Raw genomic sequence first — 23,917 nt, forward strand, 5'->3', positions numbered from 1 at the left:
TACGGCTACTGACATGTGTTAGCCGGCAAGGACTTATTTTTTATTGATGAACGCCCACAAGTCGGCGTTCAGCTTGTCGATGGCGACTTTGAAATCCTTGGCAGTGACATTCTGGCTTTCGTTTTCCAGGGTGGTGCCAAAGACCTTGCGCACGACTCTGCCCACGGTCTGGTTGGTGTTGGCATCGACGAATTCAGCCTCGATATACAATTCGGTGTCCTGGTCGCGGTGACCGGTGGCTGCTTGTGTCGCGCCGACAACGGCCGCAATAGGCACCACTTCATACCACTTCATGCCTTCGTTCGACGCGCTGACTCCGGTGATTGCTGCGCGCAGGACCAAGGTCCTGGAGCCGGCCGGTGCTGTCGTCGAGTTGGTTATAACCCGGTATTTGCTGCCCAGCGTGGCTTTGGCTTTGCTGGTCATGTAGTTCTGAATATCAGTCAGCGTCTGCTGATTCACCCGCTCATTGGGTTTCGGCGCCGGGTAGAACTCCAGCTTGTTGAACGCCACGGTGTCATACGCACTTGGGTTCCACGACGGGCTCACCCAGCGCATCGCCGTGCCACCGCTTGGCGTTTCGACTTCTTGCAGGTTGTTGTAACTGGTCAGGTAGCCGGAGTACTGCTCCTTCTCTGTGACTTTCGAGGTACAACCGCTCAGCAAGACGCCGGTCAATGCAGCACCGATGAACAGGTTTCGGGACAGATTCATAGTGGTGTTTACTCCATGGTTTGATTCATTTTTTTTCATTAACTACACATCAAAAACGCCAAGTCATGTTCCCGGTCAGCGCTTGTATCCAGGCGTTGTCGAATTGACCGGAAATTCGATCGCCTGACACGGACTTGGTCTGGTCGTCGGGCATATCGCCGAGCCAAACCATGGCCCAACTGACATTCACGTCGGTGTCCTTGTTCAGAGCATAGGTGGCTCCTGTGGCAATGCGCCAGGATTCGTTCATCGGCAAGATAACGGAGCGATTTCCGTCCGATACGGCACTGCTGTCGTAGGCCACGCCGACGTTCCACAGCCATTGCTCGGTGGCCTGGTATTGCGCGCCCAGCGAGAGGTGCCAGGTGTCCTTGAACCCGGCGTCGATCGTTTTCGATTGAGCACCCAACGCGGTGGTATCGACCTCCACGCCGATTTCGCCGAACTCCGACCAGTCCTGCCAGTTCGCCGAGGCCAGCAAGGCCCATTGCCGGTCCAGTTGCTGGAACAGGCTCAAGGTCACGGTCTGCGGCACTGTGGTGTCGATTTTAGTGTTGGTGTTGTTGATGCGATCCAGCAGGCGACCATCGCCTTTCACATCCAGCCGGTCCTCGAAGTCCAGATCGACTTTGCTGGTGTAGGTCAGGCCGATGCGCGTGCCGGGTTGCGGGGCATAGATCACCCCCACGTTGGCGCCGTAGCCCCAGGTGCCGTCCTTGTACTTGAACTGGCCATCCGCGCGGTCGGTGAAGCCAAAGGGCGAGCGGTCGATGGCGGTATCTGCCTGCAACATGCCGTACATGGCCTTCACGCCTACGCCCACGGACCATTGCTCGTTGAAGCGGTAAGCCACGCTCGGCACCAGGGATAAACCGAGCAGGGAGGCGTTCTGTGCGAAGTAGCGCCCGGACCAATCGTTGTCGTAATTGAGCGCCAGCCCGAAGTCGCCGTACTGGCCGAAACCGACGCTCCAGTGATCGTCGAGCTCATGGGTGATGAAGAAGCTGCCGCCAGGGATGGGGTCGAGGGCATTGCCACTGCCACTGCCAGGGGTATTGGTGCCGGAATCGCGATCAAAGGACAGGTCACCGTAAAGCACTTGCAAACCGCCGGTGATTTGCGTGCCCGGCAGGTAACTCATGCCCGCCGGGTTGCTGGCGATGGTCGAGGGGCCTTGAGCGCGGGCAGCAGCACCGGCGTTGGCCAGTCCGGCGTTATCGGTGCCGATTTCGTAGAGCATGATGCCGCCGGCCCAGGCTTGCTGGCAGCACATCGTAAGGAGTGTGAAAGCGGGTAGGGCAACTGTTCTTGTTCGCATGATTTTCCCCCCAGAAAATGTCCCTTCGAACAAGGGTAGCTGGCGCCAGCCACCCTTGGATTCGGCTGCTTACTTGCCCATGGCTGCCCGGGCTGCCTCGATCTTGGCCTTGACCGAGTCGAGGTTGAAACTCGCGCCTTTTTGCATCGGCGGGAACTCAATGGCGGTCTCAGCCAGTTTGGCCACCTGTTGCTGCACGAACACAAAACGCCAGAACTGAAACTTGAACCAGTCAAAGTATTGTGTCGAACCTTCCGCAGCCCCATTGTTCGCCCAGCCCATGCGCTCGAACGGGTCGAGGCGCAGGTTGGTCAGGAACGGCACGTCCACCTGAACTTTTGCGCCCAGCCATGCACTTGGCTGGTCAATGAAACGATATTTGTAGTCATCGATGCGCACTGCACCGAGGGTGCTCTCTCCAAAGTAGAAGATTTCATGCCGGTTGGACGGGCCTTTGCCGGTAATCATCGGCGTCTGGTCGTAACCGTCGAGGTGCACCTTGTAGGTGGTATCGCCCAGTTGTTTGCCCTTCAGCAGCTCGGCAGTGATGTTCGTGTTGCCCGCCGCAGCCACCAGGGTCGGGAACCAGTCCATGCCCGAGATGATGCCGTTGGCGACCTGGTTGGCCGGTACTTTGCCCGGCCAGCGAATAATCGCCGGTGCCCGGAAGCCGCCTTCCATCACGGTGCCTTTACCCATCGCAAACGGGGTCGTGCCACCGTCCGGCCAGGTGAAGTTTTCCGCACCATTGTCGGTGGTGAAAATGACGATTGTGTTGTCATCCAGTCCGTCTTTTTTCAGCTTGGCCATGACATCGCCGACGACGTCATCAAGCTGAGCCATGCCGGCTTCCTGTTCCGACCAGCCGTTTTCTGCATTGCGCATGCCTTCGTACTTGTCGGAAAGGTGGGTAACGATGTGCATGCGGGTCGGGTTCAGCCAGACGAAAAACGGTTTATTGTCCTGCTTGGCCTTGTCGATGAAGCTGAAGGTTTTGTCACGAATCTCGTCGTCGACGGTTTTCATCCGCTCCGGATACAGCGTGCCGGCGTCTTCGATTTTCTGTTTACCGACCTTGCCCCAGCGCGGCATGACGGTGGTGTCATCGGTGGTGGTGGCCCAACTGTGGACCATGTTGCGTGGGCCGACCTTGTCCAGCAGATCCTGCGGATAGTTGGGGTGCGCCGGGTCTTCCATGGCGTCGAGGTGATAGAGGTAACCGAAGAACTCGTCGAAACCATGGACGGTCGGCAGGAATTCGTTCAGGTCGCCCAAGTGGTTCTTGCCGAACTGGCCGGTGGCATACCCCATGGCTTTCAGGGTGGTGGCAATGGTCACGGCTTCGGCGGGAATACCAATCGGCGAACCGGCCTGGCCAACGGTGGTCATGCCGGTACGGATCGGCAATTCGCCGGTGATGAAGTTGGCGCGTCCGGCCGTGCAACTGGCCTCGGCGTAATAGTCGGTAAAACGCATACCCTCATTGGCGAGCTGGTCGAGATGGGGCGTACGACCGGCCATCATCCCTTGGTTGTAGACGCCGATGTTGGACCAACCGATGTCGTCGCCCATGATCACCAGGATGTTGGGAGGCTTATCGGCGGCGTGAGACATGCCGGCCATAGACATCGCAGACAACAGTAGAGGCACGGCGAGTACGGAGGATAATTTTTTCCGGTTCATATCGAGTTCCTGTGCAGAGCGTTAGCACTCGGAGAGAAGCCCCCCGGCCTCACTGAAATATTGGATCCCCCCGCGAACAGCGTAGGTAAATATCGTGGAATATCCAGAAACGGACATGCGAAAAGCGGCCAGGCCGGCTCAAAAATGCGATTTGCCGAGCAATTGAATGTCGTGCGTCATCACACAGCACTTTCGACGCCAGCCTGTTCATGTTCATCCGCGAGCGTTAACCGCCTTGTGGTACCACCCGGGCATCGTTCCCTGAGCCTTCGATGTAAACGTTCATGCCCTTACCCAGGGAGGGATTGATCGGCTGGGTCACCGATACCAGCACGCCACTTTTGACCCGCACGATGATCTGCTGCGCCTCAACCGGTTGGTCGTACTTTTTCTTCTCGGCGTAGTTACCGCCTACCGCACCGGCGAGCGCGCCGGCAACCATGGCGACATCGCGCCCGGTGCCATGCCCGATCAGGCTGCCGATGCCGAGCCCACCCAGGCCACCGAGCACAGCGCCGACACCACTGTCGTGGTTGGTTTGCATCTGTGTGAGGGTTATCTGCTCGATCTTTCCTGAGCGAATCTCCATCTCACCGGCACCACCACCGCTTGAGCCCACGGCGGCACAGGCACTGATCAACACCATCGCTAACGTGACAGTCATCCAGGACAGGACAGTTTTCATACTTTGACCTCTTTATCAGGAGTGGGTTGGAACAGGACTCAACTGCTAATGAACGCCCGCAGATCGGCAATCAGTTTGTCGATCGCGTCTTTAAAGTCCTTGGTGGTGATTTTCTGACTCTCGTTTTCCAGTTGACTGCCGAATACCTTGCGCACCACTTTGACCATCGACTGATGGGTTCTTGCATCAACGAACTCGGCTTCGATGAACAGATTGGTGTCTTGATCCCGGTGGCCGGTGGCTGCCTGTGTCGCGCCGATAACGGCCGCGATCGGCATCACCTCATACCACTTCATGCCTTCGTTCGAAGCGCTGACGCCGGTGATCGCTGCACGCAGGGTCAGCGGATGTGACCCGGCCGGTGCGGCGGCCGCACTGGACGCCCTGCGGTACTTCTGGCCCAGCACGCTTTTGGCTTTGCTGGACATGTAGTTCTGCAAGTCGGCCAGGGTTTTCTGATTGACCTGCTCATTGGGTTTCGGCGCGGGATAAAACTCCAGCGTCCTGAACGCGATGGTGTCGTACGCATCCGGGTTCCACGACGGGCTCACCCAGCGCATCGCCGTTCCACCGCTGGGCGTCTGGACTTCCTGCAGGTTGTTGTAGTTCGACAGGTAGCCGGAGTACTGCGTCGTCTCGGTGACCTTCGAGGTGCAACCGCCGAGCAGGAGCCCGGCCAATGCGGTGCCGAGGAGCAGGTTGCGGGACAGGTTCATGGTGATGCGTGCTCCATCGATCAAGCCCAATGGTTCATTCGTGATACAGCCGGTCAGCGCCCACCGGCTCTCGATATCCAGATACCGCTGCGGAGAGCGTAGGTAGCAATTGCGAAATATCCAGCAATTGCTGTCTTCGCTGATCATTTGCGTTGCGTTGGGCCCGCTATTTTGTCGTTGGAATGGCGGATGCCATAAAACTGGGCTTTGCTGAAGTGCGACGTCACATCCGTCGCCAGGCGTTTAGCGCCTGACCTCTCTGCGGAGAACAGCCGATGCCCACCTTCCAACAACCTGTTCGCTGGCTCTCTCTCAGCGTTGTCATCGCTGTGTTCGCGACCCCGTTGTATGCCGCCCAGGCGCCAGCCGTCGATGCACCGACGACGCAATTGGAGCCCAAGGCGCTGGATGTTCTCAAGGCCATGAGCGCCCGGCTGACCAGCACTCAGGGCCTGAGCTTCAAAGCCGTGACCACCTACGAGAAGCCCAGCCGGCTGGGGCCACCCCTGGCCTATAGCACGGTGGCGCTGGTCAATGAGCAGCGCCCGGATCGTCTGCGTGTCTTGACCTCGGGCGATGGCCCGGCCACCGAATTTTATTACGACGGCAAGCAGGCCTATGCCTATGAGCGAAAAGGCAACTTGCTTGCACAAGCCGATGCGCCGCCCACCATCGATGCGACGCTGGAGGCTGCGTACAAGCGCGCCGCCATTTATTTTCCGTTTACCGACGTGATCGTGGCTGATCCGTATAAAGACTTGTCCAGGGACATGCGTGTGGCGTTTTACGTCGGCCAGTCCACGGTGGTCGGCGATACCACCACCGATGTGGTTGCCTACACCAGCGACACCGTGTTCGTCCAAGCCTGGATCGGTACCGAGGACAAGCTTCCGCGTCGGTTGCGCGCCGTGTTTCTCGATGACCCGAGCCGATCCCGGCATCAAGTCGATTTCAGTGACTGGAAGCTCAGTTCAGCGATGCCTGCGGCGTTCTTCAAACCCGACCAGATCGAATCGTCGCACCGGATTAAATTTGCCCCGCCTCCTGCCCTTCGTGCCCCGCAAGGCGTTAAAGACCCGGTCACAAAACCCTGAACGAGGAGGGTGAATCATGCACAGATCTACCTTGAAGTTCGCGGGCCTGTTAATCGCCGCGCTGATGTGTAACGAGGCGGCAGCCTGGTCGCACGCCGGCGGTTTTGGGCGTTCATACGGCGGTGGCGGTTCATGGAATCGTTCCGGCGAATTCGGCTCGGCGTCGGGCGGCGATGGTAGCTGGAGTGGCGAAACCGATCGCGGCGGCTCGGCCTCCGGCGGCGACGGCAGTTGGAGCGGTTCAGGCTATCGCGGCGGTTCGGCGTCCGGTGGCGATGGGTCTTGGGCAGGCACGGGTGCCGAAGGTGGAACAGCTTCCGGTGGGGAGGGTGCCTGGCATGCACAAGGTGAAAATGGCGCCGCTGCTGCTGGCTACCACGCGGACGGTTATGGCACGACGGCTTACCGGGGACCTGCTTATGGGGGAGGCGCTTACCAGTCCGTCCCCTACGGGACGGCTTACTACCATCCGCCCGCCGCTGTGATTGCCAGCAGCGGCTGTTATTACTGCGGCGGAGTCAATCCGGTTGCCGCCGCTGCGACGGGCGTGGCGGTGGGCTCGGCTGTCGGGTCGATGGTCGACGAGAACGCCGACGCCGACGATTTCAGCGCTGGCTATAACGCCGGGATGGTGGCTTCAGGACCGCCGACATTGCCCTTGGGCCAGACTTACGCCAGCCTGCCTCCCGGATGTAATTTGCAGACTTTCTCCCAGAACACGTACTACCAATGCGGCAATGCCTGGTTGCAACCGGCCTATGGCGCCAACGGGGTGTATTACACCGTGGTGACACCGCCGTGATCGCCCCAATTCCTGTGGGAGCGAGCTCGCTCCCACATTGGAGCTTCGTTGGCTTAGCTTCAGCTGACGTTGCGCAACGATCCCTTCCAGTACTTTTCCCGCACTTGTCGGCGCAGCACCTTGCCGACCACTGAAAGCGGTAGTTCATCGACGAACACCAGCGTTTTTGGCGCCTTGTAGCCGCCCAGTCGCGTGCGGGTCTGTGCGATCAACTCTTCGCAAGTCACGGTTTCACCCTGACGCAGGATGACTTCGGCATGCACGGCCTCACCCCATTCTGCATGCGGGATGCCGACCACGGCCGCCATCAGTACCGACGGATGCGCCGCCAGCGCTGCTTCGACTTCCACGGCGTAGACGTTGAAACCGCCGCTGATGATCATGTCCTTGAGCCGGTCGACGATGTACAGGAAACCGTCGCGGTCGATGTAACCCAGGTCGCCGGACTTCCACGCACCGTCGTCGAACTCGGCGGCCGTTGCTTCCGGGTTCTCGTAGTAACCCTTGATCACCGCTTTGCAGCGAATGCGGATCTCACCGGTTTCGCCAATCGGCAACGGCGTGCCGTCGGTATCGGCGATAAATATTTCGACACCGGGGGTCGGACGACCGGCCGACGACAAGCGTTGCAACGCGGTGGCGTCGCCGGGCTGGTGCGAGGCCTTGTCGAGCGCGGCGATGATCATCGGTGCTTCGGTGGCGGCGTAGCCCTGGACAAAAATCTGCCCGAAGCATTCCACCAGTTCACCCAGCTTGTCCGGGCTCATCGGCGCAGCACCGTAGATCAAGGTACTCAGCGAGGAGAAATCCTTGGGCGCGGCGCGTTGCATTTCCAGCAAGCGATACAGCACGGTCGGTACCAGGAACGAGTGGGTCACGCGCTCCTTTTCCACCTGCTGACGCCAGGCTTCCATGTCCAGCTGGTTCATGGTCAGGTTGGTGCCGCCGCCGTAGAACGTCGGGAAAAACAGCATGATCGTGCCGTGGGACAGCGGCGACACATGTAACAGCCGAGTTGCGCAATTCAAGCCCAGATCGGTGTTGATAAACGCCGCGTCACGGCAGGCCATCCAGTTGTCGATCGAGTACATTGCGCACTTGCCTTTGCCGGTGGTGCCACCGGTGAAGCGCAACATGCAGAGGTGCTGGTCGGTATCGAGGCTCACATCGTTATCGAGGTCGGACGCAGCGTCCACCAGCGACCAGAAGCTGTGAACCCCTGGCAGGCTGGCTTGCTCGGCTGTGGGCGGGTCCATCACCACGATCTCGCAACCACGGTGGCGCAACATGCCGTAGTAGCTGTCCAGCAAGCGGGTTTCGAGAAACACCACCCGGGGTTTGACCAGCTCGACCTGCCGCGCATGCTCTTCAAGCGGATCGCGCAGGTTGGTCATGACCACCGTGCCTTCCTGCTTGAACGTGCTGGGAAACATCATCAGGCTGAGGTTGTCGTTTTCCAGGATCAGCATGAAGCGTTCGCCCGCGCGCACGTTCAGCATCGAGCGCAGGACATCGGCGATACGGTTGGTCAGCAGATGGTACTGCTCGTAGGTGTAGCGCCGATTACGCTCGATGTTGACGATGGCTTCCTGGTCGCGATGACGCAACGCGAGCAAGCGCATGACCCGGCTAAAGTTCATTTTCATGGTGGACCGCTCCAATAGCTCCAGAAGACCGCAGCGCGAGTTATCGGGCACGCATGCGCGAGGCGGCATCCAGGCGGATGGTCTCGCCGTTGACGTAGGCGTTTTCGATCAGGAACGCGCAGCAATGTGCGAACTCACGCATGTCACCCAGGCGTTTCGGCGATTCCATCTGCTCTTTCAGCGAGTTGAGAATCTTCTCGTCGAGACCGGCGACCATGGTGGTCAGGAACAGGCCCGGCGCGATGGCGTTGACGCGCACACCAATCTCGCCCAGTTCACGGGCAGCCGGCATGTTCATGCCGATCACGCCAGCCTTGGTGGCCGCGTAGGCGCACTGACCGACCTGGCCTTCATAGGCCGCGCCGGACGACACGTTGATCACCACACCGCGTTCTTCGCCGGCTTCGGCTTCGTTGTTGGCCATCTGCTCGGCGCATTTGGACATGACGTTGAACACGCCGTTGAGGTTGATCGCGGTGGCCTGGGCGAAGCGGGCCAGCGGGGCAGCCTTGCCTTCGCGGCCCAGTACTTTGAAACCGGTGGGTACGGCGGCGCCGTTGATGCACACATGGAGGGCGCCGAATTTTGCGACCACTGCGTTGACGGCGTTTTGCACCGAGGCTTCGTCGCTGACGTCGGTTTGCACGAACATCGCGCGATCGCCGCCAATGCTGGCCACGGCTTTCTCGCCGGCTTCGATGTTCAGGTCGAAAATTGCCACGCGGGCGCCTTTTTCACCGGCCATGTAGTGCGCAGTGGCCAGGCCCAGGCCCGAAGCGCCGCCGGTGATCACGATCACTTTGTCTTGAATACGCATGAGTGTGTCCTTGTTCGCTGCCCGGCCCAAACGGACCGGGTTGTTATTGTTAGAAGTGGAACGAGCGGTTGATCAGAACGCGTTGACCCCGGTCAGGGCGCGGCCAATGATCAGTTGCTGGATCTGCGTGGTGCCTTCCGGAATCGGCACGATGATGGCTTCGCGGGCGAGTTTCTCGACCAGGAAGTCGGTGGTCACACCGGCACCGCCGTGAATCTGCACGGCTTGGCGGGCGATGGTGACCGCCGCTTCGCACGCGAAGTACTTGGCCATCGCCGCTTCCATTTCGGCCGGGATGCCGGCACCGATCATCTCGGCGGCGCGGTAAGTCAGCAGGCGGGCGGCGTCGACGTTGGTGGCCATTTCCGCGAGCATGGCGCTGATCAACTGGTGGCCAGCGATCACTTTGCCGTGCTGCTTGCGTTCCTTGGCGTAACGCACGGCTTCTTCCAGTGCGCGACGGCCGATGCCCAGGCCTTGAGCCGCCACGAACACGCGGGAGCGTTCGAAGAACGACAGGGTGTTTTTCAGTGCCTGGCCTTCGCCGCCGATGATGTTGCTGGCCGGAACGCGCACGTCGTTGAGGAAGATCTGCGCGGTGGACTGGCTGTTCCAGGCCATCTTGTGGATGTTCTGCACTTCATACGGATGTTCTTTGCGGTCGAGCAGGAAGTGCGTCAGGCCCTTGCGCGGGTCTTCGCCGGTGCGGCAGGTGCAGATCAGGAAGTCCGAGTACGAACCGTTGCTGATCCAGGTTTTTTCGCCGGTGATGATGTAGTCGTCACCGTCGCGACGGGCGCGGGTCTTGATTTCCAGCACATTGGAGCCGACATCCGGCTCCGAGATGCCGACGCTGACGAACGAATCGCCGCTGATCAGGCCCGGCAGGTAACGTTCGCGCAGGTGGTCCGGGGCGAGCTTCTCGAGCATTTGTGCGCCGAAGGAGTTGATGACCACCGGCGTCGACAGGTCGACCGAGCAGGCGGCGACCTCTTCGAACAACATAGTCATGGTCGGCCAGTCCAGACCGAGACCACCATGGGCCTCGCTGACGGCGCCACTGACCATGCCGAACTCGGAGAGCTGGCGCATCATCTCGGCCATTTTCTCTTTCGGCATGAACTTGTCGCGGTATTCCTTGTTGAACACCGGGTCGATCTTGTCGGCCAGGAAACGACGGAAACTCTCGACGGCTTCGAGTTGTTCCGGGGTGCGCATGACGTGTCCCATGGGGGCTCCTTAATTATTCTTGTTGGCGAGGATGTTGACGGCGACCACGGCTTCTTCGATGCCGAACAGGCCACCACCGTTTTCCTGAATGGCAATGCGTGCGCCTTCGACCTGGCGCTTGCCGGCTTCGCCGCGCAGTTGCGTGACCAGCTCATGGATTTGCCCAAGGCCCGTGGCGCCAATCGGGTGGCCCTTGGATTCCAGGCCTCCGGACGGGTTGATCGGCATGCGTCCGCCAACGGTGAAATCACCGCGCTCGGCAGCCGGGCCGCCTTCGCCGAACGGCACCAGCATCAGCGATTCGGCGTTGAGGATTTCGCCGATGGCAGAGGCGTCGTGGACTTCCGCGACGTCGACGTCGGACGGATTCACACCGGCCAGGGCGTAGGCTTTCTTCGCGGCGAGATGGGCGATGATTTTTTCCGGCTCGTCCAGGCCACGGTTGCTGCCGGTCTGCACCACGCTGGCGAGGACACGAACCGCGCGCTCGCCGGCACTTTTCAGGCGCTTGAGGCCGTCGGCGTTGCACAGCAGCACTGCGGCAGCGCCGTCACTGATCGGCGAACACATCAAGGTGGTCAGCGGGTAGCAGATCGCGGGCGACCCCAGCACTTCGTCGATACTGAAGGCTTGCTGGAACTGCGAGAGCGGGTTGTGCACCGAATGCTGGTGGTTCTTGGCGGCGACTGCGGCAATTTGCCGTTGCGTGGTGCCGTAGCGCAGCATGTGATTGCGGGCAATGGAGGCATAGACGTCCATAAATACGCTGTAAGGACGCTCGGAAACGGTGCCCGGCGGCGGCACGATGCCTTCGCCCATGGCCAATAAAGTCTGCTTGTTCTGCTCGACGGTGGACACGTCCCAGCCGCCATCGAACACGGCGAACATCTTGGATTTGTCCGGGACATTCATCTTCTCTGCGCCGACGGCGAGGGCGATGTCGCACTGTCCGGCACGCAAGGCCAGGGTGGCGAGGTTGAACGCCGAAGAGCCGGAGGCGCAGGCGTTCTCGACGGAGAACACGGGTACGCCTTCGATGCCGATGCGGCGCATGGCAATTGGGCCGGGAATCCCGGTCTGACCCTGCAACATGCCGTTGGTCATGGTGCTGTAATACACCGAACCAACGTCGGCGGTGGTGGCGCCGGCATCTTTCAGCGCCAGGCCCACGGCTTCGTCGACCATGTCGTAGACGCTGCGGTCAAGCAATCGGCCAAACGGCGTCATGCCAACGCCCACTACATAAATATCGTTCATTGTCTGTTCCTGCGGGGGTGGGGGCGTGGTGGCCTAGCGGCCCTTGAAGTTCGGTGCGCGTTTTTCGCCGAAGGCTTGCAGGCCTTCCTGGAAATCGGCGGTGCGCAGGTGCTGACGCAGCATCACTTGCTCGTGCAGCAAGGCGTCGTCGCGGGATTTGTCAGCCGAGGCGCGGGCCACTTCTTTCATGCGGCACAGGGCGATCGGGCTCTTTTTGGCGATTTGCGTGGCCAGCTTCACGGCGGCGTCGGCGAGCTCGTCGTCGGCGTGGACTTCGCATACCAGGCCGTAGCCTTGCATTTCAGCAGCCGAGAGGGATTTGCCGGTCATCAGCAAGTACATCGCGATGTTCAGCGGGATCAGGCGCGGCAGCACGGCGGCGCCGCCAGCGCCAGGAAAGACACCGAAATTGGCATGGGCGTCGGCCAGGGTCGCGCTTTGTGCGGCGACCACGATGTCGGCGCACATCGCCAGTTCCAGACCCCCGGCCATGGTCACGCCGTTAAGGGCGGCGATCACTGGTTTAGGGAAATTACGCAGCTGACCGAAGACTTGATTGGCGCGGTCGAGGAAATCGGCTTCGCCAGCGGGCAGGCTGCTGCCGGCCAACACTTCTTTCAGGTCGGCACCGGCGCAGAAGGCCGGACCGTTGCCGGTGAGGATCACCGCCCGCAGATCATCGTTGAGCGCGATGTCGTTGAGGCAGCGTTCCAGCTCGGCGAGCGTCGCCAGGTTCAACGCGTTCATGGCTCGTGGGCGATTGAGCGTCAAACGCGCCACCGGGCCGACGATTTCATACAGCAGCACATCATCACTCATGACAACTCCCCTTATTGTTTGCGCTCTATTGGCGTTGTTGATGGGCCGATAGTAGGAACGCAAGCGGGGCCGTCGCAGGTCATTGCAACGAAAGCGGTTGTCCGCAGGGGAGGGCTATCCGTCAGTTCGGATGCTGACCTGTGGCGAGGGGGCTTGCCCCCGTTGGACTGCGCAGCAGTCCCTATCTTTATTACGGGCGAAGGGGGCCGCTGCGCAGCCCAGCGGGGGCAAGCCCCCTCGCCACAGGTAATCACTCACCACAGGTTATTCATTGCCCGGTCTATCTGTACGGTCTGTGAAGACAGATGAATTGATTGAGAAGACCAGCAACCCGGGCGCCTTGCTTGCACCATCGGAACGGTATTCGAACAACAATTAGAGAGAGACCGTGCGATGAAGAAAGTCCGTGTAGTGCTGACGGTGTCAGTGTTGGCCGCCAGCATTGTCGGTGGGCTGCAATGGTCGCGAGGTCAAAGCGGCCTGCATCTGCAAGCAGTCGACAACAGCGCCGGGCAGGGTGGCCAGAAAGCCGCGACCGAGTCGACTATCGCCGCCAACGCGAACACCGCGCACAGCATGCCGGCCGTTGATCCGCTGGTAGAAGCGGACATCCAGCACGGTTTCATCGCCAGCCTGCCCGACGCCGAAACCATCGCCGCCGACGGTCACGTGGTGTACAGCCTCAAGGGCTATGAATTCCTCGGTGCCGCCGACGCGCCGGCCACGGTCAACCCGAGCCTGTGGCAGCAGGCGCGCAAAAGCATGGCCAACGGGCTGTTCAAGGTCACGGATGGTTTTTATCAGGTGCGCGGTCTCGACCTGACCAACATGACCATCATCGAAGGCAAGACAGGCCTGATCATCATTGACTGCAACCTCGCGACTGAGGTGGCGCACGCCTCGCTGGAACTCTATTACCAGCACCGCCCGCGCAAACCGGTGGTCGCGGTGTTCTACAACCACAGCCACGTCGATCACTTCGCGGGTATTCGCGGCATCGTCGATGAAGCGGACGTGAAATCGGGCAAGGTGCAGATCATTGCGCCGAAAGGCTTCATGGAGACAGCGGTCGCCGAAAACGTGATGGCCGGTAATGCCATGAGCCGTCGCGCCGAGTACCAGTTTGGCACCACGTTGCCGCGCAGCCCCCAGGGCCAGATTGACCTAGGCGGCGCCAAGGCCTTGTCCAACGGCACCATCACCCTGATCCCGCCGACCCTGGAACTCGACCAGCCGGTGCAAACCCTCACAATCGATGGCGTCGAAATCGTCAACATGCTCGCACCCGGCACCGAAGCCCCCGCTGAGTTCATCCACTACTTCCCGCAGTTCAAAGTGCTGGATACCGGTGAACTGGCGCTGCCGACCCAACATCAATTGCTTACGTTGCGCGGGGCAACCATTCGCGATGGTCTGGCCTGGTCCAAATACCTGAACCAAGCGTTGCATCAATTCGCACCTGGCGCCGACATTCTGGTGGGGCAGCACGGCTGGCCGGTGTTTGGTCAGGAGCGCGTGGTCAACTATCTGTCCAAGCAACGGGACATGTACAAGTGGCTGCACGACCAGTCGTTGCGCCTGATCAACAAGGGCTACAAACCAGTCGAGATCGCCGAATACATGCGCAGCCACGTGCCGGCGAGCCTGGCCAGCGAAACCTTTACCCATGGTTTTTACGGTTCGGTACAACGCAACTCCAAAGCGGTGTATCAGCAATACATGGGCTGGTATGACGCCAACCCGGCCAACATGGATGCGTTGTCCGATGGCGATTACGGCAAGAAATTCGTCGAATATGGCGGCGGTGCCGACGCCGTGCTGGCCCACGCGCGCACTGACTTTGCCAACGGTCAGTACCGCTGGGTGGCGCAAGCCATGAGCCATTTGATCTACGCCGAACCGGACAACAAGGCGGCGCGAGAGTTGTCCGCCGATGCTCTCGAGCAACTGGGTTATCAGGCCGAGTCCGCAGTGGAGCGCAACAGCTACCTGGCCGCGGCCATGGAACAACGCAGTGGCGGGAAGAAACTCGCTTCGCCATTGCGCACCGCCAGTCCCGACATGCTGCGTTCGCTGACCATCGACAACATTTTCGATTACCTGGGTGTGCGCCTGAAGGCGCCGGATGTCGAGGGCAAGCACATTGTCCTCAACTGGAACTTCACGGATGTCGGGCCTGACGGCAAGCGCTACATGCTCAATCTGGAAAACTCGGCGTTGACCTACGTCGCCGACTACAACGCCGACAAGGCCGACGCCACGCTGTCCCTGACTCGCGAAACGCTGAATGCCATCCTGGCGGAAAAGCTCTCGCCGATTGAGGCGGTGATCAAGGGTGAGCTGAAAATCGACGGCAGCAAGATCGCGGTCTATGACGTATTGGGATCGCTGGACAAATTCTCGCCGGACTTCGAACTGATCGGCCCTAATGCGCCTGCACAATAGGATGACGACCATGAACTCGCCTCTTGCTGATGATGCGCACAGTCTGTTTGTTCCTGCCTCGACACGGGTCGCGGCGGTGCTCGCCCGTCAACAGGCCGCTTCCTTGGCCGAGGGGCCGCCGTCCGCCGAGCTGCGCATTGAGCGGATCAACCGGGTGATCAAGCTGTTGCTGGACAACCAGCAGGCACTTTGCGACGCCTTGGCCAAGGACTTCACCTGGCGCAGTCATGATCAGTCGCTGCTGGCGGATGTGTTGCTTCCGGTGCAGGGCCTGAAATATGCGCGCGATCGCGTGCGCCAATGGATGCGTCCGCAGCGCCGCAAAGCCGAACTGGGCAGCGGTTGGCTGGGTGCCCGGGCTGAAATCCGTTTTCAGCCGCTGGGAACGATCGGCATCATCTCGCCGTGGAATTTCCCGATTGCCATCGCGCTGGGGCCATTGGCCGAAGCGCTGGCGGCGGGCAATCGGGCGATTCTGCTGTTTTCCGATCAGTCGCCCGCCACGGCCAGCCTGCTGATCGAACTGCTGACCAGGCAGTTCGACGACACCGAAGTGGCAGGCTTCATCGGCGGTGCCGAGTTCGGCGCGGCGTTTTCCGCGTTGCCGCTGGATCACCTGGTGTTTACCGGCAGTCCACGGGTCGGGCGGCTGGTGATGCGCGCCGCCGCAGAAAACCTGACACCGTTGACCCTGGAACTGGGCGGCAAGTCGCCGACCATCATCGGTCGCGGCGCCGATCTGAAAAACGCCGCCAAGCGTATCTGGGGCGGGAAGGGCGTCAGCGCCGGGCAGGCCTGTATCGCCCCGGATTATGTGTTTGTGCACGAGGATGACCTCGAACGCTTGTTGACCTTCATGCAGGTCGAAATGCAGCGCCTGTTCCCGACGCTGCTGAACAATCCGGACTACACGGCCATGGCGACGCCCGGGCAATACCAGCGGATGCAAGCCTGTCTGCAAGACGCCCGTGAGCATTGCGTCAGGGTGATCGAGGTCAATCCGGGTAACGAGGATTTGAGCGCTTCACGCAAGATCGCACCGACCCTGGTAGTTGATCCGCCAGACTCGACGCGGGTGATGCAAGAGGAAGTGTTTGGCCCGTTGCTGCCGATTCGCGGTTATCGCGATATCAACGAAGTGCTTGCTTACATCAATGCGCATCCAAGGCCTCTGGCGCTGTATTACTTCGGTGACAACCGCGCTGAAGCCAAGCACGTGCTGGAACGCACCCATTCGGGGGGCGCGTGTATTAATGAAGTCATGCAGCACCTGTTCCAGACTGACTTGCCCTTTGGCGGCTGTGGACACTCAGGTTTTGGTCGTTACCGGGGCGGATACGGGTTCAAGGCATTCAGCCTGGAACGTTCGGTGTTCACACCGCCGCGTTGGGACGTCATGGGTCTTTTACGCCCGCCCTACGGCCGGCTGTTTCGCCGGGTCGTTGGTGCTCTATTGAAACCCTGACCCGAGCCCAACACCCATCAACTGTGGGAGCCATGTGAAACAGATTTTATGACAGGCAAAAACAAAGGAAACCCTGGATGACTCCGTTGAAGCCACTAGCCCTGGCAATGTGTTGCCTGGCGTTCGCCAGCCAAAGTTTCGCCGCCCCCAAACAGCCGAACATCGTGGTGCTGGTCGCGGACGACTGGGGCTACAGCGATGTCGGTTCTTTCGGCAGTGAAATCGCCACGCCGAACATCGACACCCTGGCTCGCGAAGGTGTGCGCTTTTCCGACTTCCATGTCACCGCCTCCTGCTCGCCGACGCGTTCGATGCTGCTGACCGGCGTCGACAACCATCGCAACGGTGTCGGCAACATGCCGGAAACCATGCCCGAGGAACACTTGGGCAAACCCGGTTACAGCGGTGTACTCAACGACAATGCAATCACCGTCGCCCGCCGCCTCAAGGAGGGCGGTTACCGCACCTACATCACCGGTAAATGGCACTTGGGCAAAACCCCGGACACCTTGCCAAACAACCGTGGCTTCGACCGCTCGTTCATCCAGGCCGACAGCGGCTCGGATAACTGGGAAGAACGCCCTTACGCGCCGCTGTACGACAAGGCCGCCTGGTTCGAGAACGGCCAGCCGGCGCATCTGCCGAAGGACTATTACTCCTCGACCTTCATCGTCGACAAGGCGCTGGAGTACATCGAGAACGACCGGCAGGACGGCAAGCCGTTTTTCGCCTACCTGGGTTTTCAGGCCAACCACGTTCCGGTCCAGGCGCCCAAGGCGAACATCGACAAGTACAAGGGACGCTATGACGCTGGCTGGACCGCGTTGCGCAATGAGCGACGCGACCGGGCGGTGGAACTGGGCCTGATCCCGGCCGGTGTCGGTATGCAGACCATGGCCAGTACCGCCGACTGGAACGCGCTGGATGAGCATGAAAAACGCTACGAAGCGCGGCGCATGGAAGTCTATGCCGGCATGGCGGAAACCATGGACCAGGAAATCGGCCGCTTGATCCAGCACCTGAAAGACACCGGCGAGTACGACAACACCGTGTTCGTGTTCCTGTCCGATAACGGCAGCGAACCCACCGACCCGTATGCCATCCCCGCCGTGCGGCTGTGGCTGGAAATGAACTACACCCGCCAGCTCGATCGCCTGGGCAGCAAGGGTGCCTTCACCAGCATCGGCCCGAGCTGGGCCAGTGCCGCCGCGTCGCCATTGAGCGGCTACAAGTTCTTTGCCGGCGAGGGCGGTTTGCGCACGCCGTTGATCGTTTCAGGCGTGCCAGGCATTCAGGCCAATCACATCGCCAAAGCCTTTACCCACGTCAATGACATCGTCCCAACCTTGCTGGAAGTGGCCGGCGTGCCGGTGCATAACGGCCAGTTTCAAGGTCGAGCCGTGGAGCCAATGATCGGCAACAGCCTGATACCGGTGGTCACTGGCGTGACGGAGCGTGTGCACCCAGAAGATCAAGCCATCGGCTATGAACTGTCCGGCAGCGCCGCGTTGTTCAAAGGCGATTACAAACTGGTGAAAAGCCTCAAACCGGTGGGCAACGAGCAATGGCACCTCTACAACATCGTCACCGACCCAGGTGAGGTCAACGACCTGCAACAGCAGATGCCCGAGCGCTTTGTGGCCATGCAGGCCGACTACGCTGAGTACGCCCGCGTCAACGGCGTGCTGCCGATGCCGGCCGGTTATGACTACATGCACCAGGGGCAAATGTATGCCTTGAAACACGTGGTCATTCCCAAACTCAAGGCTGCCGCGCCACCGGTGGTGGCGGTGCTGGTGCTGCTGGTGGGCGTGCTGATGTGGCGCCGTCGCCGCCGCAAGCAGGGCGTTTGAATATGACTGACGAACTTGATGTATTCGGCCGCCGGTTGATTCACCGGCGCACGGTGGAATGCCAGGGATTTTTGCGTGCCGATGGATTGTGGGACATCGAAGGGCGGCTGAGCGACAGCAAAACCCATCCGGTGACGCTTGCAGAAGGCCGCACCGTCGAAACGGGCCAGACATACCACGGCATGTGGATACGCCTGACCCTGGACGATGACTTCATCGTGCGGGACATTCAGGTGACGATGCCGGACGTGCCCACCAGCCAGTGTCGCGGGGCAATGCCGGGTTATCAGAAGTTGCTGGGTGAGCGCATAGGCGCGGGGTTTTCGCGGCGGATCAAGGAACTGTTCGGCGGGATCGGCGGTTGCGTGCATTTGACCGAGTTGCTGCTGCCGATCGCGACGACGGCGTTCCAGACCATCCCGATGGCGCGATCACTGGTCGCGCCGCGCACGGCGGCAGATGTGGACGCTTATCGCAATGCCAGGGGGGCTTTGCTCAACACCTGTCATGCGTTGCGCGAGGACAGTCCTGTTGCGGTGTTCCTGAAAGTCTGATGCACCAATTGCCTGTCAGCTAAAACGCAAAGCCTGTGGGAGCGAGCTTGCTCGCGATGGCGTCGGGTCAGGAACATCCATGTCGACTGACACTCCGTTATCGCGAGCAGGCTCACTCCTACAGGGGATTGTGGAACTCGGGGCCTTCGGCCCCGATTATTCAGATCAACCGTTGGATCTGCTCTTCACTCAAGCCTGCCTTGCGCAGAATGCCTGTGCTGTGTTCGCCACGGATCGGCACCTTGCCCACCGCCGAAGGCGTCGCGGAAAACCGTGGCGCCGGTGCCGCCTGCAACACGCCATCCTTGCGCGAATACACGCCGCGTTCGGCCATGTGCGGATGTTCAAGGGCTTCGGCCGGCGTCAGTACCGGGGCAAAGCACGCATCGCTGCCTTCCAGTAGATCGATCCAGTGCTGGCGTGGCTGGCTGGCAAACACGGCTTCCAGGCGCGTGCGCAACGGGCCCCACTGGCGCGGATCGTACGGGCTCTTGAAGTCCGGGTCGTCACCCAGTCCCAATTTGCTGAACAGCAAGGCATTGAACTGCGGTTCAAGGGCTTGCACGCTGACGAACAAACCGTCGGCGCAGGCGTACGTGCGGGCCCAATGGGCGCCGTCGAGCAACCCGCGACCGCGTTCCAGCGGCTGCTGACCGGCGGAGTGCGCGGACAGCAACAGGTTCATCAGGTTGGCGCTGCCATCGACAATCGCCGCGTCCACCACCTGCCCGACGCCGTTGGTGCTGGCGTTAATGATCCCCGCCAGAATGCCCATCGCCAGGTACAACGCACCACCCCCCAGATCACCCACCAACGTCGGCGGTGCCATCGGCGGCTGGCGGGCCTCGCCGCTGAACCACAAGGCGCCGGAGAGGGCGATGTAGTTGAGGTCGTGGCCGGCAGCCTGGGCCAACGGCCCGTGCTGGCCCCAACCGGTCATGCGCCCGTAAACCAGTCGCGGATTGCGCGCCAGGCACACGTCGGGACCTAGGCCCAGACGCTCCATGACACCGGGACGCATGCCTTCGATCAGCGCGTCGGCGCCCTCGATCAGACGCAGCACCGCTTCGATGGCGTCGGGGTCCTTGAGGTCGAGGGCAATCGACTGTTTGCCGCGATTGACGATGGCGTGCTTGCCCAGGTCGAGCATGTCGCCGCCCTTGCCGGCGCGTTCCACCAGGATCACCTCAGCGCCCATGTCCGCCAGCAACATGCCGCAAAACGGCCCCGGTCCGATACCGGCAATTTCGACGATACGAACGCCGTCCAATACGCCCATGTGCGTACTCCTTTGGATGTTTGAGAATGAGGGGAGGTTAACGACGCAAAAACAACGCGCTCAGCACGGCATGCAACACCACCGCCGGCCACAGCAATAAACCGCCGCCGACCAGCAAGCCGATGTACGCCAGGTACAACGCAATCGCGCCGTTGTAGAACAGCATCGAACGCAGCGCGCCAGGGTTGGCCGGTCGCGGCCAACAGGCGATGCCGAGGGCAATCAAAGCGATGCCAAAACAACGGGCGATCAGATCGCTCGCGTCCGTCGCGATGCCCAGCAACAGCTGGCTGACCAGGACCGGCGTGAGCAGCAACGCTACGCCGGTCGCCAGTTCGATGACCGCTGAAACCACCAGCAGCTTATGCGGGGTAAGGCTGCGTACTGGATTCATGATCGTCCTTCGAAGAAAGAGAGGCGCTTGCAGCGCGGTCCTGACGAATAAACTCGGCGGCTTTTTCGCCGATCATCACTGTTGCGGCGGTGGTGCTACAGCCAATGATAGTCGGCATGATCGAGGCGTCGGCCACGCGCAAACCTTCCAGGCCATGCACCTTCAATCGGGCATCCACCACCGCCAGCTCATCGGCGCCCATTTTGCAGGTGCCGACCGGGTGATAGAGGGTGTCGGAACGGTTGCGCAACACCTGCTCGACTTCAGCGTCGCTGTTCATCGGCGCGTCAATCACATCCTGCGGGCAGAACGCCTTGAACGCCGGGGTGGCCATGACCTTCTGGATGATCCGGTAGCCTTCGACCAGCGTCTTGATGTCATCAGGATGGGTCAGGAACGCCGGGTCGATCAGCGGCGCGACCATCGGGTCGGCACTCGCCAGGGTCAGTTGCCCGACGCTTTTCGGATGCAATAGGCAGGCATGGACGCTCAGCCCGTGACCTCGATACAGCGTGCGCCCATGGTCGGCGAACATGGCGATGGTCAGCGCCAGTTCGATGTCGGCCTGGGCCAGTTCTGGTGAGGTTTTGACGAAGGCGCAGGCCTCGGCGAAATTGGTGGTCAGCGGCCCGCTGCGGCGGCGCCAGTAACGGATCGCCGCTTTGGCGATGTCCCAGGCACCGGCCAGCGACAGACCGATCAAGTTGCGCGACTTGACGCGATAGGAGTGCACGTAATCGATGTGATCCACCAGGTTCTGACCGACCCCTGGCAGTTCGTGAACCACCGGGATGTCGAATTTCAGCAACTGGCTGGTTGGCCCGATACCGGACAAAAGCAGCAGTTGTGGGGAGTTGAAGGCACCGGAACTCAAAATCAACTCATGCCGGGCGCGCAGGGTGCGTTTGGCGCCGTTCTGCACAAACTCGATGCCCACCGCTCGCTTGCCGTCGAACAGGATTCGCGTGGCGTGGGCGTGGGTTTCGATGTGCAGGTTGCTGCGATGGCGGTTAGGGGTGAGGTAGGCCTTGGCCGCGCTGCAACGCTGTCCGTCCTTTTGCATCACCTGAACGCGACCGAAGCCTTCCATGGTCGCGCCGTTCTGGTCGGGGCAGGGCGGATAACCCGCCTGTACACCGGCCTCGACAAAGGTTTCGCCAAACGGATTGGGCGAGGAATGGAAGCGCACATTCAACGGACCGTTCTGGCCGTGCAGTTCGTCTTTGAAGTGTTCGTTGTGCTCGGCGCGCTTGAAGAACGGCAGCACGTCCTGATAGCTCCAGCCGGGGTTGCCCAAGACAGCCCAGCGGTCGAAATCACGCGGGTGGCCACGGTGATAGGCCATGGCGTTGATCGAAGAACTGCCGCCCAGGGTCTTGCCCCGTGGCTGGTAGCCGATGCGACCATTCAAGCCCGGCTGCGGCACGGTCTGGTACTGCCAGTTGTTGATCGACGTCGGCACCATCGCCGCGACACCTGCCGGCATATGCACCAGCGGATGGCTGTCGGGGCCACCGGCTTCGAGCAGGCAGACGGAAATCGACGGATCTTCCGACAGGCGACTGGCAACCACGCAACCGGCCGCGCCCGCGCCAACTACGATGTAATCGAACTCTGCGTTCTGGCTCATGCTGTTCTTCTCTTTTTATTTGATGCACCACATGAACGCATTGTGGGTATAAGGCCGGCGCGGCACCGGTCAATAGAATCAATTCGCTGGTCAGTGGGGCAGGTGTCTATCGCGCCAAGCACTGGAACATCGTGAATATGCCCATCACCGAGCATTGACCGATGGACGGGGGGGGGCGAGTATCGGATTTCGCATCCCCAACAGGCAGGCCCATGTCAGGTTCGAAAATGGATACGCCCGGCACCGAAAACTCGTTGCGTGAAGAAGCCTTGCAGCCTTCCACCATCAGCAGCTACACCGTGGCCATCGCCCGCGCGCTGGACGCCAGTGGGGTCGACAGCAAGCGGATTTTCCTCGCGATGGGTATTCCGCTGGGCGTGGCGACCGATCCGATGACCCGCCTGCCGGTCGCGACGATGACCAAGCTCTATCGGGCCTGCGTCGATGTGACCAACAATCCGTATTTCGGCCTGACGGTGGCCAAGCATATTCATCTGACGCACCTGCATGCCTTGGGATACTCCCTGGCGGCGAGTGGCACATTGCTGGATTTCTGTCGGCGACTGGAGCGTTATTTTCGCCTGGTGTCCCAGGTCGCCAAGGTGCATGTCACGCAGGTGGATGACCAGGTGCTGTTCCGCTGCGATCACCTGCTGGAGCTGTGCTACGAGACTGAAGATGCGTTTTTCGGCTTTCTGATCCGTACCATGCGCTTGCTCTATAAACAGGAGTTCAAGCCGGTACGAATGGAGTTCTGTCGCCCCATGCCCCACGAAGGCGGGGCGCCTTACGAAACGTTGTACCGGTCGCCGGTATTGTTCGGGCAGGCCAGCAGCCTGATGGTGTTTCACAAGGCGGATATGGTCTATCCGCTCAGCGGATCGTGCCCGGAACTGGCGCAGGTCAACGACAACATCATCATCAGTTACCTGGCGCGCCTGGACAAAAGCGATGTGATCACCGGCGTGACCCAGAAGATCATCGAGTTCCTTCCGGACGGCGATTGCACCCGCGACCGGGTGGCCGGCGCGCTGCACATGAGCCCGACCAAGCTGCAGCTCAAACTGTCCCAGCGTGGCACGCATTTCCAGCAACTGCTCGACGACACCCGCAAGGAACTGGCGTACAGCTACCTGAGCCAGGCATCGCGGCCGGTGACTGAAATCACCTTTCTATTGGGTTTCAGTGACACCAGCAATTTCACCCGCGCGTTCAAGCGCTGGACCGGGCTGTCGCCCACGGATTTCCGCCAGCAACTCTAAAACCCAACCCCCCAGACAAACAACAATTCCTCTGTAGGAGTGGTCCCTGTGGCGAGGGGGCTTGCCCCCGTTTGAGTGCGTAGCACTCACAAGATCCTAGGTGCGATCAGTGATTTTGGGGCTGCTTTGCAGCCCAACGGGGGCAAGCCCCCTCGCCACAGTGAGCGGGAAGTTGCGCTGACCGATGATTTGGCCCAATTGACCGGCGACCCCCCCACCCCTCGCGATACAACAGTCTCGACCGATCCGGTCAG

20 protein-coding genes are annotated in these 23,917 nt (G+C 60.8%); 7 read left to right on the top strand and 13 right to left on the bottom strand.

The genetic code is table 11. The features are described 5' to 3' along the window. Window positions 1-33 precede the first annotated feature (33 nt). The 5 genes from AC07N8_RS18600 to AC07N8_RS18620 all read right to left on the bottom strand — a co-directional run bounded on the left by AC07N8_RS18600 (window position 34) and on the right by AC07N8_RS18620 (window position 5,116). On the bottom strand, window positions 34-714 hold the full coding sequence (locus tag AC07N8_RS18600) for a DUF3313 domain-containing protein (RefSeq protein WP_483839874.1): 681 nt from the start codon (window positions 712-714) through the stop codon (window positions 34-36). Window positions 715-763: 49 nt separating this feature from the next. Beyond that, the gene (locus tag AC07N8_RS18605; protein WP_493145638.1) at window positions 764-2,032 is read right to left on the bottom strand and encodes an OmpP1/FadL family transporter; all 1,269 of its coding nucleotides are present in this window, start codon (window positions 2,030-2,032) and stop codon (window positions 764-766) included. 69 nt (window positions 2,033-2,101) lie between these two features. Beyond that, window positions 2,102-3,715 (bottom strand): arylsulfatase, encoded by a 1,614-nt coding sequence (locus AC07N8_RS18610; RefSeq protein ID WP_483839872.1) that lies wholly within the window; start codon window positions 3,713-3,715, stop codon window positions 2,102-2,104. A 226-nt stretch (window positions 3,716-3,941) separates the two neighbouring features. Further along, window positions 3,942-4,400: a glycine zipper 2TM domain-containing protein gene (locus tag AC07N8_RS18615; RefSeq protein ID WP_493145637.1), complete on the bottom strand. Its 459-nt coding sequence runs from the start codon at window positions 4,398-4,400 to the stop codon at window positions 3,942-3,944. A gap of 38 nt (window positions 4,401-4,438) precedes the next feature. Further along, entirely contained in the window at window positions 4,439-5,116 is a 678-nt protein-coding gene (locus AC07N8_RS18620; RefSeq protein WP_483839870.1) for a DUF3313 domain-containing protein, read from the bottom strand. Window positions 5,117-5,391: 275 nt separating this feature from the next. Here AC07N8_RS18620 and AC07N8_RS18625 point away from each other — a divergent pair, with 275 nt between their 5' ends. After that, window positions 5,392-6,210: a DUF2092 domain-containing protein gene (locus AC07N8_RS18625; protein ID WP_493145636.1), complete on the top strand. Its 819-nt coding sequence runs from the start codon at window positions 5,392-5,394 to the stop codon at window positions 6,208-6,210. A gap of 16 nt (window positions 6,211-6,226) precedes the next feature. Next, entirely contained in the window at window positions 6,227-7,012 is a 786-nt protein-coding gene (locus tag AC07N8_RS18630) for a hypothetical protein (RefSeq protein ID WP_493145635.1), read from the top strand. Between the two features lie 59 nt (window positions 7,013-7,071). On the opposite strand, the gene AC07N8_RS18635 is transcribed toward AC07N8_RS18630, so the two are convergent. From AC07N8_RS18635 to AC07N8_RS18655, 5 genes are all read right to left on the bottom strand, one after another. Then, entirely contained in the window at window positions 7,072-8,658 is a 1,587-nt protein-coding gene (locus tag AC07N8_RS18635) for a class I adenylate-forming enzyme family protein (protein ID WP_493145634.1), read from the bottom strand. Between the two features lie 40 nt (window positions 8,659-8,698). Continuing rightward, a complete protein-coding gene (locus AC07N8_RS18640; RefSeq protein WP_483839866.1) occupies window positions 8,699-9,475 on the bottom strand; it encodes an SDR family NAD(P)-dependent oxidoreductase in 777 nt (258 codons plus the stop codon). Window positions 9,476-9,547: 72 nt separating this feature from the next. Further along, the gene (locus tag AC07N8_RS18645; RefSeq protein ID WP_493145633.1) at window positions 9,548-10,705 is read right to left on the bottom strand and encodes an acyl-CoA dehydrogenase family protein; all 1,158 of its coding nucleotides are present in this window, start codon (window positions 10,703-10,705) and stop codon (window positions 9,548-9,550) included. 9 nt (window positions 10,706-10,714) lie between these two features. Continuing rightward, on the bottom strand, window positions 10,715-11,962 hold the full coding sequence (locus AC07N8_RS18650) for a thiolase family protein (protein ID WP_493145632.1): 1,248 nt from the start codon (window positions 11,960-11,962) through the stop codon (window positions 10,715-10,717). 33 nt (window positions 11,963-11,995) lie between these two features. Beyond that, window positions 11,996-12,781: an enoyl-CoA hydratase/isomerase family protein gene (locus AC07N8_RS18655; protein WP_493145631.1), complete on the bottom strand. Its 786-nt coding sequence runs from the start codon at window positions 12,779-12,781 to the stop codon at window positions 11,996-11,998. 393 nt (window positions 12,782-13,174) lie between these two features. Here AC07N8_RS18655 and AC07N8_RS18660 point away from each other — a divergent pair, with 393 nt between their 5' ends. The 4 genes from AC07N8_RS18660 to AC07N8_RS18675 all read left to right on the top strand — a co-directional run bounded on the left by AC07N8_RS18660 (window position 13,175) and on the right by AC07N8_RS18675 (window position 19,098). Next, window positions 13,175-15,226, top strand: coding sequence for an alkyl/aryl-sulfatase (locus AC07N8_RS18660; RefSeq protein WP_493145630.1), 2,052 nt, complete (start codon window positions 13,175-13,177; stop codon window positions 15,224-15,226). A 10-nt stretch (window positions 15,227-15,236) separates the two neighbouring features. Continuing rightward, window positions 15,237-16,691 carry a coniferyl aldehyde dehydrogenase gene (locus AC07N8_RS18665; protein ID WP_493145629.1) on the top strand — a complete coding sequence of 485 codons (1,455 nt, stop codon included), beginning with the start codon at window positions 15,237-15,239 and terminating at the stop codon, window positions 16,689-16,691. A gap of 77 nt (window positions 16,692-16,768) precedes the next feature. After that, window positions 16,769-18,544, top strand: a complete 1,776-nt coding sequence (locus AC07N8_RS18670; RefSeq protein ID WP_493145628.1) for an arylsulfatase — start codon at window positions 16,769-16,771, stop codon at window positions 18,542-18,544. Window positions 18,545-18,546: 2 nt separating this feature from the next. Continuing rightward, window positions 18,547-19,098: a DUF2889 domain-containing protein gene (locus AC07N8_RS18675; protein ID WP_493145627.1), complete on the top strand. Its 552-nt coding sequence runs from the start codon at window positions 18,547-18,549 to the stop codon at window positions 19,096-19,098. Between the two features lie 160 nt (window positions 19,099-19,258). On the opposite strand, the gene AC07N8_RS18680 is transcribed toward AC07N8_RS18675, so the two are convergent. The 3 genes from AC07N8_RS18680 to AC07N8_RS18690 are packed head-to-tail and all read right to left on the bottom strand — an operon-like array spanning window position 19,259 to window position 22,401. Next, a complete protein-coding gene (locus AC07N8_RS18680; protein ID WP_493145626.1) occupies window positions 19,259-20,377 on the bottom strand; it encodes a CaiB/BaiF CoA transferase family protein in 1,119 nt (372 codons plus the stop codon). 37 nt (window positions 20,378-20,414) lie between these two features. Then, window positions 20,415-20,771: a hypothetical protein gene (locus AC07N8_RS18685; RefSeq protein ID WP_493145625.1), complete on the bottom strand. Its 357-nt coding sequence runs from the start codon at window positions 20,769-20,771 to the stop codon at window positions 20,415-20,417. Next, a complete protein-coding gene (locus AC07N8_RS18690) occupies window positions 20,740-22,401 on the bottom strand; it encodes a GMC family oxidoreductase (RefSeq protein ID WP_493145624.1) in 1,662 nt (553 codons plus the stop codon). The genes AC07N8_RS18685 and AC07N8_RS18690 overlap by 32 nt, the downstream gene beginning before the upstream one ends. Window positions 22,402-22,613: 212 nt before the next feature. On the opposite strand from AC07N8_RS18690, the gene AC07N8_RS18695 reads away from it, so the two are divergent. After that, a complete protein-coding gene (locus AC07N8_RS18695) occupies window positions 22,614-23,663 on the top strand; it encodes an AraC family transcriptional regulator (protein ID WP_483839856.1) in 1,050 nt (349 codons plus the stop codon). Window positions 23,664-23,917 lie beyond the last annotated feature (254 nt).

The organism is Pseudomonas sp. GW821-FHT10C09 (assembly GCF_059415465.1).